We start from the raw sequence: 12513 nt of genomic DNA, 5'->3' as shown, positions 1-12513 counted from the left end.
CGCCAGGCACCTCGGGGGGTTGAGAGAGCAGCTCCGGCCTCGTGGAGAACCTCAGCGAGGAACAGACCCGCTGACAGGCCCTTGGCACGCCACGGAGGAGGAAGCATGATCGCGCGAGTAGCGGTGTGGGAGCCGATGCCGGATGACGATCGGGAGTGGGTGCTTGAGGCGGCAGCCGGGGTTCCCGGCGTCCACGGGGCGTACCATCTCGTCGACCCGGCCACGGGCAATGGGTTGTCCGTCGCCTTCTTCGAGGACGAAGCGGCTGCGGCAGCCGCCCGCCGAGCCATCGTGCAGCGTGCCGAGGAGATCGGCTGGCACAACACGCCTCACCCTGCGCCGGTTTCAGAGACGATCTACCACGTCGTGCGCCATACGTAGGCGCAAACCCTGCCATAACGCGATCGGCTGTGCGTCCCGGCGATCCCCTCGGGCCTCGACCATCCGGTGACCGGCTCGATCTTCATCGATGCGCCGGTCAGGGTGGGCTTGCGGCTGGGCTCGCACTCCACGGACGCCAACTCCCTCGCCCGGGCTGCCGGTTGACGGCACTGTGCGCCGCTCGGAGCCACTGAGAAACCCGTGAGGCCCTCGATGCCCGCCGTGGCGCCGCGCACCACCGTGACCAGCAAAAACCACTTGCACCGCTCCGATAACATGATCGGCCTCACGACGAGTGCCCTCATCGCCCGGCTTACACCGGAAAACCATGCCATCCGGCACGAGGAGTGAGCTATGTAGCTAACAACTAACAAATCGGCCAAACAATTGATACCTATATCATCGCGGGTCTTTTCTCGAATAAAGTGCGGAATACCGTTCGCCGCGTGGCGTCAACCACGGGTGATGCTGTGGGCCGCGGCGGGTGTGACGACCCTCGGGTTCCTCGTCGCGCTGGAGATCGCCGCGCGCCGCTACGGCCTGCCGGGGCCGATCACTCTCCAGGTGCGAGAGGTGATATTCCCTCCCAAATCTGGCTTTCTGTTGTACGCCAGTATGGCATTGATGATGGTGGTGCTCACCCCGCGGCAACGATTCGTCGCGGCTGGTGCAGCGGTCGGCATCGACGTCACCTTCTTGTTGGTGCGGTGGGCGGCCGACGTCAAGGTGACCGAAGGACACCCTTTCGGCAATGGCGCGTTGTGGGTGATTCTGGGCTGTGCGGTCATCGCTGTCACCCGCCGCACCGGCCGGGAGCGTGTCCTGCTGCTGAAGGGCGTCGGGCTGGCCCTGCTGCTGGTGGCCGGCCGCAAGACCGGCGACACCTGGCTGCTCATCACCGCGAAGACCCGCCCGACCGTGCTCGACCCGTACGTGGCAACCGCCGATCAGGCGCTGGGCAACCCGTCGTGGCTGGTGGGCCGGATGGTCAGGGCCACCGGTCCGATCGGCGCCCATGTTCTCGACTACGTCTACGTCCAGCTTGCGGTGGCCGCGGTCGTCGTCGCGCTGTACCAGCTGCGCACCGTGGCGGTCGAGCGCCGCTTCCCGGGCCATCATCTGGTGCGCACCTTTCTGGTGATCGGTCTCCTCGGTCCGGCCGTCTACATGATCTTCCCGGTGGTCGGACCGATCTTCGCCTACGGCAGCGACGGCGGGCACTGGGCGGCGGCCAATGTCTGGCCGGAGACGGCCCCGCCGATCACTGCCCCGCACCCGATTCCATTCGACGAGATCACCCCCCGCAACTGCATGCCCAGCCTGCACACAGCCTGGGCCACGGCGATCTTCATTCACACCCGCAAGGGCCCGCGCATTCTCCGGTTCGCAGGCACGTTCTGGCTGATCGCCACGCTCGGCGCAACGCTGGGATTCGGGTACCACTACGGCGTGGATCTCGTTGCCGGCGTGGTGTTCGTGCTCACGATCGATGCAGCACTGCGCTCGCAGGATCGTGGCTGGGACCGGTCAGGAATCCAACTGGTCAGCTACGGCGCAACGGTCTTCGCTGCTCTCTTGGTGTCCTATCGCTATCTGCCGATGGAGATGGCCGAACATCCTTGGGTATTCGGTCCCGTTCTCCTTCTGGCGATGGCCTCAGTGATCTACAGCTACGTACGGATCTCCAAAACGTGGGAACCGAAGACCGCACCGGCCCTGCAGCCGGAACCGCAGCCCGAACCCGTCACTTGAGTCCGCGTGTGCGCCCGTGGCCCCGGCGAGACCGTCGCAGTCCCCTCGGCCACGGGCGCCGCATCCGGTCGGTCGTCAGGCCCGGCAGCGCAGCATCTCCAGCGGGGGGTTGGCGCGGAAGTCCGCCCAGAAGTCGGCGCCGTACTCGCGCAGGCCGGCGTCGGACACCTCCAGCGGGACCCAGGTCAGCTCGTTGAATCCGGCCGCCCGCAGGGACTCCTCGTACACCGCGCGGCGCGGGGCGGCGACGGTGATGCTGATCGGCGGGTCGAGCAGCGCCGTGACCCGGAAGCGCGGTCCGGTCTCGGTCTCCTCACCCGTCGGCTCGCAGCGGAAGCCGTACTTCTCCAAGGACGGCACGTCGGGGCGGTAGTCGGGTGACTGGGCGAGCACGAAGAACTCGGCGCCGGGCGCCAGGCTCCGGTGCACGTTGCGGCACATCCGCTCCATGTCGGCGATGTCCCGCGCGTAGTTGAGCAGCTGGACTCCCGCGGCGACGTCGAACCGCCGCCCGAGAGGCCGCAGTTCCGACACATCGCCCACCTCGTAGCGCACACCCAGCGGGTTGTACTCCTCCAATTTCCGGGCGGCGGCGACCATTTCACCGGAGATGTCGATGCCGAGCACCTCGGTGGCGCCGCGCCGCTTGAACTCCCTGCTGTAGAAGCCGGTGCCGGAGGCCAGGTCGAGCACCGACTTGCCGCGCACATCCCCGACCATGGCCAGGAAGCCGGGCACCTCCGCATACCGCGTCAGCGGCAAAGACTTGAAGCCCTCGAACGCCTCACCGATCTCGTCGTACTGCTGCACGCTCATCGTGTCGTCCTCCCCTGTGCTCCGTCACGTCCTTGGCCTCGGCCCCCCCTGGTCCGGGGCACGCCGCGGCCTCTGGCGGGCAGTCTTCCGGCCCCCCGGCGGACCGTCGTACTGGCAGAAGCCACGAAGATCCGGACACCGCCCCGGTCTCCTCTACGAGCGGGCGCACGGGGCGGCCCCAAAAAATTCGGACGGCGATGTCGAGAACTCGTGGCCGGCTCCGTCCCAGGGGTGAACGCGACCACAATGGGTCGCACCAGGACCGAGGAGAAGCACGATGGCCAAGTACTTGCTGCTCAAGCACTACCGTGGCGCTCCGGCCGCGGTGAACGACGTACCCATGGACCAGTGGACGCCGGAGGAGATCTCGGCGCACGTGCAGTACATGCAGGACTTCGCGGCCCGGCTCGAGAAGACCGGCGAGTACGTCGACGGTCAGGCGCTCGCCCCCGAGGGGGCCTGGGTCCGGTACGACGGTGAGGGCCGCCCGCCGGTCACCGACGGCCCCTTCGCCGAGACCAAGGACCTCATCGCCGGCTGGATGGTCATCGACGTCGACAGCTACGAGCGCGCCGTCGAGCTGGCCGGGGAGCTGTCGGCCGCCCCCGGCGCGGGCGGGAAACCGATCCACGAGTGGCTCGAGCTGCGCCCGTTCCTCGCCGCGTCGCCCACCGTCACGGACTGCCACGCCGGTGGATGAGGCGCTGGTCAGAAGCCTCACGCCAGGCGTGCTCACCGTCCTCGTCCGCCGCGGAGCCGACTTCGCGGCGGCCGAGGACGCCGTGCAGGACGCCCTGGTCGAGGCGGTCCGCGTCTGGCCGGCCGACCCCCGCGGGATGCGAAGGGCTGGCTGGTCACCGTTGCCTGGCGCAAGTTCCTCGACCAGGCCCGGGCGGACGCCTCCCGCCGGCGACGTGAGGACCGCGTGGACGAGGAGCCTGCCCCCGGTCCCGCGCCCTCCGTGGACGACACGCTCCAGCTCTACTTCCTGTGCGCCCACCCGTCGCTGACGCCGTCGTCCGCGGTCGCGCTCACGCTGCGCGCGGTCGGCGGACTCACCACCCGCCAGATCGCCCAGGCCTACCTGGTGCCCGAGGCGACCATGGCGCAGCGCATCAGCCGGGCCAAGCGCACCGTCTCCGGCGTGCGGTTCGACCAGCCCGGCGACGTCGCCACCGTGCTGCGCGTCCTCTACCTGGTCTTCAACGAGGGTTACTCCGGTGACGTCGACCTCGCGGCCGAGGCCATCCGGCTCACCCGGCAGCTGGCGGCCGTCATCGACCATCCCGAGGTGGCGGGGCTGCTCGCGCTCATGCTGCTCCACCACGCCCGGCGGGCCGCCCGGACCGCGCCCGACGGCAGCCTGGTGCCGCTCGCCGAACAGGACCGCGGCCGGTGGGACACCAAGATGATCGCCGAGGGCGTCGGCATTCTGCAGGCGGCCCTCGCCCGCGACCGGCTCGGCGAGTTCCAGGCCCAGGCCGCCATCGCGGCACTCCACGCCGACGCGCCCACCGCCGAAGAGACGGACTGGGTACAGATCGTCGAGTGGTACGACGAGCTGGTGCGCCTGACCGACAGCCCGGTCGTCCGGCTCAACCGCGCGGTGGCCGTCGGTGAGGCCGACGGACCCCGCGCCGGGCTGGCGGAGCTCGCGGCGCTGGACGACTCGCTCCCCCGCCACGCGGCGGTGGCGGCGTACCTCCATGAACGCGACGGCGATCCGGCGACGGCCGCGCGGCTGTACGCCGAGGCGGCCCGAAAGGCACCCAACCTGGCCGAGCGCGACTACCTGATGCGCCAGGCCGCCCGGCTCAACTCCCGCCGGAGGCGCTGACAGGACGTGAAGCTGACCTGATCCAGGGCACGGCACGGCACGGCACGGCACGGCACCAGCCAGGCTGACACGCAGCGCTCCTGCACCGTCCCGGTGGGGAAGACGTCCGCAAGCAGATCGCGCTCCGCGGCCCGGAACGCCCTGGGGGCGCTCTCACCGAGCGCCTGGATCCCAGTGGTCGGCGAGTAGGCGGCTCCGGGCCGTACGGGGCCCATGCCCATGCGGCAGCCGGGACACGCCATCGGGCCAGGGCTGTGCCTGGTACGGCGGTCCGGTGACGCCGACGGCGACCCTTCTTTCACCCGCCGCCGACGCGGGCCAGTCCCCACCCGCAGCGAGCCCTGCGTGGAATGCTGGGTAGGCGGTCTGACCGGAGCGGGCCGAGAGGCGGTGGAGGAGATGGACTGGGCTCGGTTCGCCCAGCAGATGGCGTCGATGGCGCGGGATCTTCTGGCACAGGAGTCGGTCGATGCCACCCTGGAGCGGATCACGGGCTCGGCCGTCGAGCTGGTGGAGGGCTGTGAAGCGGCCGGAATTCTGGTGCTGCACGGCAACCAGGTGCAGACGCTGGCGCCCACCCATGACCTGGTCGTCGACAGCGACCGGCTGCAGGGGCGGTTCCGCGAGGGACCGTGCTTCGATGCCGCCCGCACCAAGGAGGGGGAGCGGGTCTTTCGCATCGCGGACTTCACCCGGGAGCAGCACCGCTGGCCCGCCTTCGCTCCCCGAGCCCACCAGCTGGGCGTGGGCAGCATGATGGGCTTTCTGCTGTACACCGAGGACGAAGACCTCGGCGCGCTGAACCTCTACTCCCGCAAGCCGGGCGCCTTCACCGAGGCCGGCGAGCTGGCCGGCTGGCTGCTCGCCTCGCATGCCGCGGTCGCCTTCTCCAGCGCCCGCACACACGCCCAGATGGAACACGCCGTCGCCACCCGCCACCTGATCGGCGAGGCCATGGGCATCCTCATGGGCAGCCACCACCTCACCGAAGAGCAGGCGTGGGACGTACTGCGCCGCTACTCGCAGGACCACAACATCAAACTCCGCGAAGTCGCCCGCATGATCTGCGAGCGCGGCAGCCTGTCCTGACCCACCACACGGGGCGGCTCCCCCGGCTCGAGGTCTGAACCAGAGGAGCCTGGCCGGGCCAGCCCCCAAGGGATACGCCGCTGACCCCGCCTGAACGCCAAGTCCCCACCCACACCACTTTCACGCAGCTCGGCGAACCCGGTGTTCGGCCCACCGGCCCGGCCCGCCGGAAGCGGCGACACCGCGGACGGCCCCAGGCCCACCACGCCCCGCTCGATGCCCAGCCGGAGCCCCCGCCACGCCGGGCCTGTTCGACCTGGCCGCGACTGTTGTGCAGAATCGTCGCCATGAGTGAGAACGTGTTTTTCAAGGTCTCGGCCAATGGCGAGGACCTCGGCCGCATCGTCTTCCGGCTGTTCGACGACGTGGTACCCAAGACCGCACGCAATTTCCGTGAGCTGGCGACCGGTCAGCACGGGTTCGGATACAAGGGTTCGCCCTTCCACCGGGTCATCCCGGAGTTCATGCTGCAGGGCGGTGACTTCACCCACGGCAACGGCACCGGCGGCAAGAGCATCTACGGTGAGAAGTTCGCGGACGAGAACTTCCAGCTGAAGCACGACAGGCCGTTCCTGCTCAGCATGGCGAACGCGGGCCCGGGCACCAACGGCTCGCAGTTCTTCATCACCACCATCGTGACGCCGTGGCTGGACGGCAAGCACGTCGTCTTCGGCGAGGTCGTCGAGGGCGAGGACGTCGTCAAGGCGATCGAGGCCCTGGGTAGCCGCTCGGGCACGACGAGCAAGAAGATCGTCATCGAGGACTGCGGCGTCGTCGCCTGACGGCCTCCACCATGTTCGGCTGCCTCGCCGCAGCCATACAGCAGGTCCACCGGGCGAGCGACGAGCGCGCCCGGTGGACCTGCGCCTTTTCGACGTAGAGGCGTTCCCAGCCACGCCGGGGGTTGTCGTAAGCGGTGACGGTGGCCTCGCCGGGCTGTCTGCGCGCCAGTTCGTCGGCCGTACATCGACGTCGATGCGGCGGGTCTCGACGTCCAGCGTGATGATTTGGTCGAACCGGCCGGCCGCGTCGTGTACGTCGGGCTCGCCGGCCGGCCCAGCAGGCTCGACACCCGTGCCCTCGCGCTGAAGGACGTGACAGCGGTGGGCATCCTGTCCGCCTCTCCCGGCCTGGACGCCACCATCCGGGCCTACGCGTCCGGAGCGGTCGATCCCAGGCCTCTGGTCGCAGCGACCGTGGGCCTGGACGAGGTCGGTGTGGTGCTTGCGGGTGAGCGTCCGGAGGGTGCCGGGCCCGGGCCGAAGATCCAGGTGAACCCCCGGTTCGATCACGCTGCCCCGGAGCGGGCGGGCCGGTTGCCCTCCAAGTGACTGTCCGCGATCACTTGGCGTGGGCGGCGATGGTGTGCGCGCAGGTGAGGGACTCCGTGTGCGTGGTGTCCACCTCCACGTCGTAGGACACCCCTTGGTGCACCACATCCGCCTGCAGTGCGGCCATCCCCTGGATGCGATCTCCTCGGGCGATCTCGCGGCCCGCCGCGACCGTTCGCTCACATCTGACGCCGACCCACAGCACCGGCAGTGCGCCCAATGCCTCCTGCCACCGCTGCTGGGAGGCCCCTCCGCCCAGGAAGACGTCGTCGATGATGATCCTGGCGCCTGCACGCGCCATCGCCAGGACGCCCTCCGTCCACGCCGTCTGCGCCGCCATGAACTCCGCCCCGACGCTCACGTGGCCATCGGGCGCGAACACGATCCCCTCGTTCGACCCGTGCATCTTCGCGGGCAGGGCGTCGACGAACGAGTCGCACCCGAACGCCAGCCACGGGTCGGGCAGTACGTGTTGCAGACACCGTACGATCCCTGACTTCCCTGAGCTGGAGCCGCCGTTGAGAATGATCACTTGAGTCGTCACCGCGTCACAGTAGAGACGTTCTCCATGCGGCACGAAGCGATTTTCGGCGTCCATTGCGAGGGGGCCGACTCGTGCGGGTGAGAGCGGCGAGGTGCGTGAGGGTTGACGGTGCAGCGCGCGGCGGCTATCCGCCGGGGGTGACGAGTCCTGATTCGTACGCCACCACGACGGCCTGTGCCCTGCTGTCCAGGTCCAGCTTGGTCATCGTGCGGTTGAGGTGGGTCTTGACGGTCGCTTCGCTGATGTAGAGACGGTCGGCGATCTCCGGGTTGGACAGGCCACGTGCGATCAGCTTCAGGACCTCCAGCTCACGGGAGGTCAACGCGTCCAGGTCCGCCGGCTGTTCGTTGGCGGTCTGGCGGGCGTACGCCTCGACGAGGCGGCGGGTGACGCTGGGCGTGAAGAGCGCGTCACCACTGGCGACCGCGGCCACGGCGGCGAGCAGCCGTTCGGGGCCGGAGTCCTTGAGCAGAAACCCGGAGGCTCCGGCGCGCAGCGCCCCGTACACGTACTCGTCGAGGTCGAAGGTGGTCAGCACCAGGATCCGGGGCGGGGACTCGGCGGCCTGGGCGAGGATGCGTTCGGTGGCTTCGATGCCGTTCATGCCGGGCATCCGGATGTCCATCAGGATCACGTCGGGCGCGGTCTCGGCGGCCAGCGCCACGGCCTCCGCGCCGTCGCAGGCCTCGCCGGCCACCTCGATGCCGGGTGCGGCGCGCAGTAGTCCCACCAGTCCGGCCCGGATGAGGAACTGGTCGTCCACGACGAGCACGGTGGTCATGTGGTGGCGTCGTCCCCCTGCCCTGCGGCCCGCGCGGAGGTCGGCAGGGTCAGCCGCACGGCGAAGCCGCCTTGCTCCTGCGGGCCGATGCTGATCTGCCCGCCGTAGAGCTTGGCCCGCTCGCGCATGCCCAGCAAGCCATGCCCGCCGTCGCTCCGTACTCTGTCCGGAATCACCCCCTCTCCGTCGTCCGTGACCGAAACAGTCACGTGATGCGGGTCATACCTCAGCCGTACTTCCGCCCTGGCGCCGGGCGCGTGTTTCAGGACGTTGGTGAGGGCCTCCTGCACGACCCGGTAGGCGCACAGTTCCACTCCGGGGGCGAGCGGGCGCGGAGTGCCCTCGACGGTCAGGACCACCGGGACACCGCCGGTGCGGACGCGTTCGGCCATCTCGTCGAGGCGGGCCAGGCCCGGCATCGGGCCGGCCGGGGCGCCGTCGTCGGCGGCGCGCAGCACCGTGAGCATGCGGCGTAGCTCTTCGAGGGCCTCCTTGCCGGCGGCGTCGATGGTGTCGAGTGCGGTACGGGCGGTCCGGTGGTCGGTGTCGAAGACGAACCGGGCGAGGCCGGTCTGCACGGAGATGACGGACATGTGATGGGCGACCACGTCGTGCAGTTCGCGGGCGATCCGGCCGCGTTCCTCGGCCACCTCGCGCCGGGCCCGCTCGGCCTGTTCCCGGCGCAGCTGCCGGGTCAGCTCGGCGGAGCGACGGGCGACGACGCCGAACCGCCATAGCACCGCCGGATAGACCACGGCCTGCCCGACGACCGACGGCCACCCGTCGGTGTGACTCACCGCGCCCGCATAGATCCAGACCCCGCCCATCAGCGCGGCGCAGGGGACGGAGACGCGCGGCGCTCGCAGGGAGGCGACGGTGTAGACGGCGAGCATGGGGCCGAAGCTGCACACGACGGCCCAGTAGCCGGCGGTGATGTACACCAGCCAGGTCGCGTGCACGAGGCAGCAGACCACGACAGGGGCCCGGCCGCGGAGGACGAGCGGCAGGTGGACCAGGACGACCAGCGCATAGGCGGTCACGTCGAGCGGATGCTGCCCCTGGCGCGCTGCCTCCGGTCCGAGCAGCACGGCCACACTGGTCAGCGCCGCCGCGATCAGCGCGTCGACGGCGAGGGGGCGGATCCGCATCGCAGCAGCGTAAGGCCCGCCCTGGCGGATGGGCGTCAAACTCCCGCGGTACCACGGAAGTTGCACGTCCTCATGTGGTCACCGTCCTGCCCCGCACCGGGACCGGCGGCCGTCCGGGAGCTCGGAAGCATCCATCTCGCAGTCCCGCGCCGCTACCGCGCTCGTTGGATGATCCACCACCGGCTACCGTCGCGGTTTACCCGCTGACGCGTGGGGTGGAGCGGAAGGTCATACGTCCGCGGGACGCGACACGAGTGGCTCTGTCCGTAGCTTCCTGTGCTGACCGCACCACCCGTGATGAGACAGGGGGAACACCGTGCGAAAGCACAAGATCGTATCGTTGACGGCATCTGCCGTGCTGCTCGGAAGCGGCATGATCGCCGCGACGGCAGGACCGGCCACTGCTTCGGACACACCCATCAGCGCAGCGCGAGCCTGCACGGAGAACGCGCCGCGTTTCACCAGTTGGCCCGGTACCGGCGCGAATGACCCCGCGTTCTGGCCCGCCAGGGGAACCTACGCAACGACCACCCCGAGGTGTAAGGACATCAACCTCAAGCTGGACGCGGACCGCAGTGTCAGGACCTGCTTCAAGCAGGGATCGGGCTGGAACTGCAACAGCTGGCGGACGCTGAAGGCCGGCAGGTGGGGGTTGGCTGCCACGGACGTGCTCGACGGCACCAAGTTCTTCTTGCAGTTCGCAGGAACGAGCCGCGCCTCGGGCCTGATCGACTACTGACGACCTGAGGCTCGATGAGGGGCTGCGGCCACCTGATCACAGGCCGTGTCCTCAAAGCCCCTTCAGCCGGGGGAACGCCCGCACACGTCCGTGTCTTCCGGACACGAGGCCGTGCGGGCGTTGTCCTCCTTCTGGCGCTCCTGAGCTCCACAGCTCGGCTTCTCCAAGTCACCGGACGGGACGCAAGGGTACGGTCCGGCGATGCACGTCGATGTCGACCCCTGGGATCCCTGCCACTCCGGAGAGTGACAGTCCCCTGGCGTGTTGCCACCAACTGGTGCCTACGCCCGTACAGTTCGGAGCATGGACGCCGAAGCCAGTCTCGATTCGCCCCCGCACGTTCCCGGAGCCACGCGACCGGTCCCCACCGCCGATCCCGAGCTCGTGAAGCGGTGGCGTTCGACGCGAGGTGAACTGGTCGAGCTGCTGTCCCAGGTGCGCGAGCAGCTCGGCGGCGTCGCCGGGTTCCGCCTCGGGCCGGCGCTCACCGTCCTCGTCACCGGTCCACAGGCGATCCAGCACGTACTCGCCCGCATGCCGGAGCGGTACGTCAAGCGCTCCCACCGCGCCCGCCTGCTCGTCGGCGACGGTGTCATCGCCGCCACCGGCGAGGCGTGGCAGCGCCAACGCCGCTTGCTGCAGTCCCAGTTCACCGGCACCGGGATGCGCCGCTACGAACAGCGGATCACCGAGGCGGCGCGGATCACCGCCAAGCGCTGGGAGGCGTACGGCCGTACCGGGCAGACCCTGGACATCGGGCGGGAGATGCACCGCTTCGCCCTGGACGCCATCTGGCGCTCTCTCACCGGGCACCCTCTGGACGACGCGACAGCGCGCGAGCTGGAGGCCGTGGAAGCCGTAGGCTCCGCCCTGCCGACGCTGCCCGCCGATACCGACGAGGCCCGGGACGCCGTCGCCGCCGATCTCGCCCGGATCGACACGGTCGCCCGGCGCGCCATCGAGGCCGCCCGCAGCGGGGCGGCCGGGCCCGACGGTCCGGGCCTGCTGCACGTCCTCACCGAGGCCGCCGCCGAGCGCCCCGAGTACACCGACCAGCTGATCCGCGACGAACTGGTCACGCTGCTCGCGGCGGGGCACGAGACCACCGCCACCACCCTGACCTGGCTCTACCTGCTGCTCGACCGGAACCCGGCCGCCCGCGAACAGGCACTGGCCGCCGGAGACGAAGGCTCGCAGCAACGCCGCCAGGCCATCCAGGCGCTCGTCCACGAGACGCTCCGGCTCTACCCGTCGGCCTGGCTCCTGCCCCGCCACGCCGCCGAGGACGACACCCTCGCCGGCTACGCCGTCGAAGCGGGCACCGACATCCTGGTCTGCCCGTACCTCACCCACCGCGATCCGGAACTGTGGCCGGACCCGGAGCAGTTCGACCCGCGGCGCTTCCTCACCCCGGGCGGCCGCCCCGCCCACCCGGGCGCCTACCTCCCCTTCGGCATCGGCCCCCGCGCCTGCCTGGGACTGCAGTTCGCGCTCCGCGAGTCGACCGTCCTCCTCGAACACCTGCTGCCGGCCCACACCGTGACCTTCTCCTCCACTCCCACGAGCGCGAAGTACGGCATCACCGTCCGCCCCGTCGGCGCCACGCCCGCAACCTTGGAGCCTGCGGTCACCTGAAGCGCAAGAGCGTCGTGCCATGCTCCGCCATCGAGGCCGCCCGCAGCCGCGGATCTACGAGATCGGCACGCTCGGGGACAGCGACGTCGTCAGGTCAGGCTCTTCGAAGGACGTCGCTATGTGCTCCGCACCCGGCTCTACTCGGCCTGGGGCCCCGATAAGTCCGCGCCCATGCTCTGGTGACCCCAGCTGGGGACCGGACACCACACCATGAGCAGCGGATTCTGAGTCCTTTGAGGATCTTGGCGGTCCTTGTCAGTCTTTTCCGATCCTTGTGTCCGACCTGCGTCCAGAACGCGCCCTGGACGGACGCGCACACCCGGTTCAAGGATCCTCTCCCCAGCTGATGAGAGGGTCTCGAAACCTTCTAGTGCGGGTTGTTCGGAGGCTGCCCCAGCACCACCTGTCCGGATGGGCGTTGGGTCAGCAGCGGCAGATGCCGGATCCATGAGCGGCCCGG

General features: G+C 69.7%; 11 protein-coding genes and 2 pseudogenes. 9 read left to right on the top strand and 4 right to left on the bottom strand.

Annotated features, from left to right (window positions below):
- The first annotated feature begins 105 nt into the window (after positions 1-105).
- Together ACQEV2_RS40460 and ACQEV2_RS40455 are read left to right on the top strand one after the other, a co-directional pair.
- Complete coding sequence (locus tag ACQEV2_RS40460; RefSeq protein ID WP_433053601.1) at positions 106-381, top strand: hypothetical protein; 276 nt, start codon at positions 106-108, stop codon at positions 379-381.
- A 465-nt stretch (positions 382-846) separates the two neighbouring features.
- Positions 847-2133: a phosphatase PAP2 family protein gene (locus ACQEV2_RS40455; protein ID WP_433053598.1), complete on the top strand. Its 1287-nt coding sequence runs from the start codon at positions 847-849 to the stop codon at positions 2131-2133.
- 75 nt (positions 2134-2208) lie between these two features.
- Here the strand turns inward: ACQEV2_RS40455 and ACQEV2_RS40450 are convergent, their stop codons facing one another.
- Entirely contained in the window at positions 2209-2949 is a 741-nt protein-coding gene (locus tag ACQEV2_RS40450; protein ID WP_433053595.1) for a class I SAM-dependent methyltransferase, read from the bottom strand.
- 277 nt (positions 2950-3226) lie between these two features.
- Here ACQEV2_RS40450 and ACQEV2_RS40445 point away from each other — a divergent pair, with 277 nt between their 5' ends.
- From ACQEV2_RS40445 to ACQEV2_RS40425, 5 genes and pseudogenes are all read left to right on the top strand, one after another.
- Positions 3227-3649, top strand: coding sequence for a YciI family protein (locus ACQEV2_RS40445; protein ID WP_433053592.1), 423 nt, complete (start codon positions 3227-3229; stop codon positions 3647-3649).
- Positions 3642-4786: pseudogene (locus ACQEV2_RS40440) on the top strand (RNA polymerase sigma factor). The gene ACQEV2_RS40445 and the pseudogene ACQEV2_RS40440 overlap by 8 nt, the downstream one beginning before the upstream one ends.
- Before the next feature lie 399 nt (positions 4787-5185).
- The gene (locus ACQEV2_RS40435; protein ID WP_433055169.1) at positions 5186-5875 is read left to right on the top strand and encodes a GAF and ANTAR domain-containing protein; all 690 of its coding nucleotides are present in this window, start codon (positions 5186-5188) and stop codon (positions 5873-5875) included.
- Between the two features lie 287 nt (positions 5876-6162).
- Positions 6163-6657, top strand: a complete 495-nt coding sequence (locus tag ACQEV2_RS40430; protein WP_433053589.1) for a peptidylprolyl isomerase — start codon at positions 6163-6165, stop codon at positions 6655-6657.
- Positions 6658-6879: 222 nt separating this feature from the next.
- Positions 6880-7206, top strand: a pseudogene (locus ACQEV2_RS40425) (alcohol dehydrogenase); the annotation flags it as partial.
- Between the two features lie 10 nt (positions 7207-7216).
- On the opposite strand, the gene cpt reads toward ACQEV2_RS40425, so the two are convergent.
- The 3 genes from cpt to ACQEV2_RS40410 form a co-directional block, all read right to left on the bottom strand.
- Positions 7217-7750 (bottom strand): chloramphenicol phosphotransferase CPT, encoded by a 534-nt coding sequence (gene cpt / locus ACQEV2_RS40420; protein ID WP_433053586.1) that lies wholly within the window; start codon positions 7748-7750, stop codon positions 7217-7219.
- Between the two features lie 124 nt (positions 7751-7874).
- Positions 7875-8531, bottom strand: a complete 657-nt coding sequence (locus tag ACQEV2_RS40415) for a response regulator (RefSeq protein ID WP_433053583.1) — start codon at positions 8529-8531, stop codon at positions 7875-7877.
- Positions 8528-9679, bottom strand: coding sequence for a sensor histidine kinase (locus tag ACQEV2_RS40410; protein WP_433053580.1), 1152 nt, complete (start codon positions 9677-9679; stop codon positions 8528-8530). The genes ACQEV2_RS40415 and ACQEV2_RS40410 overlap by 4 nt, the downstream gene beginning before the upstream one ends.
- Before the next feature lie 316 nt (positions 9680-9995).
- On the opposite strand from ACQEV2_RS40410, the gene ACQEV2_RS40405 reads away from it, so the two are divergent.
- Both ACQEV2_RS40405 and ACQEV2_RS40400 read left to right on the top strand, forming a co-directional pair.
- On the top strand, positions 9996-10418 hold the full coding sequence (locus ACQEV2_RS40405) for a hypothetical protein (RefSeq protein WP_433053577.1): 423 nt from the start codon (positions 9996-9998) through the stop codon (positions 10416-10418).
- A 303-nt stretch (positions 10419-10721) separates the two neighbouring features.
- Positions 10722-12053: a cytochrome P450 gene (locus ACQEV2_RS40400; protein ID WP_433053574.1), complete on the top strand. Its 1332-nt coding sequence runs from the start codon at positions 10722-10724 to the stop codon at positions 12051-12053.
- The last annotated feature ends 460 nt before the right edge of the window (positions 12054-12513 follow it).

It is taken from the genome of Streptomyces sp. CA-251387 (assembly GCF_050936625.1).
Classification (GTDB): domain Bacteria; phylum Actinomycetota; class Actinomycetes; order Streptomycetales; family Streptomycetaceae; genus Streptomyces.
The sequence above is the reverse complement of the archived record's forward strand: the minus strand, read 5'-3'. Positions and strand labels throughout refer to the sequence as shown.

What these genes read in the sequence shown, in the direction of transcription:
- ACQEV2_RS40460 (WP_433053601.1), top strand. Translation starts at nt 106, where the DNA reads ATGATCGCGCGAGTAGCGGTGTGGGAGCCGATGCCGGATGACGATCGG.
- ACQEV2_RS40455 (WP_433053598.1), top strand. Translation starts at nt 847, where the DNA reads ATGCTGTGGGCCGCGGCGGGTGTGACGACCCTCGGGTTCCTCGTCGCG.
- ACQEV2_RS40450 (WP_433053595.1), bottom strand. Translation starts at nt 2,949, where the DNA reads ATGAGCGTGCAGCAGTACGACGAGATCGGTGAGGCGTTCGAGGGCTTC.
- ACQEV2_RS40445 (WP_433053592.1), top strand. Translation starts at nt 3,227, where the DNA reads ATGGCCAAGTACTTGCTGCTCAAGCACTACCGTGGCGCTCCGGCCGCG.
- ACQEV2_RS40435 (WP_433055169.1), top strand. Translation starts at nt 5,186, where the DNA reads ATGGACTGGGCTCGGTTCGCCCAGCAGATGGCGTCGATGGCGCGGGAT.
- ACQEV2_RS40430 (WP_433053589.1), top strand. Translation starts at nt 6,163, where the DNA reads ATGAGTGAGAACGTGTTTTTCAAGGTCTCGGCCAATGGCGAGGACCTC.
- ACQEV2_RS40415 (WP_433053583.1), bottom strand. Translation starts at nt 8,531, where the DNA reads ATGACCACCGTGCTCGTCGTGGACGACCAGTTCCTCATCCGGGCCGGA.
- ACQEV2_RS40410 (WP_433053580.1), bottom strand. Translation starts at nt 9,679, where the DNA reads ATGCGGATCCGCCCCCTCGCCGTCGACGCGCTGATCGCGGCGGCGCTG.
- ACQEV2_RS40400 (WP_433053574.1), top strand. Translation starts at nt 10,722, where the DNA reads ATGGACGCCGAAGCCAGTCTCGATTCGCCCCCGCACGTTCCCGGAGCC.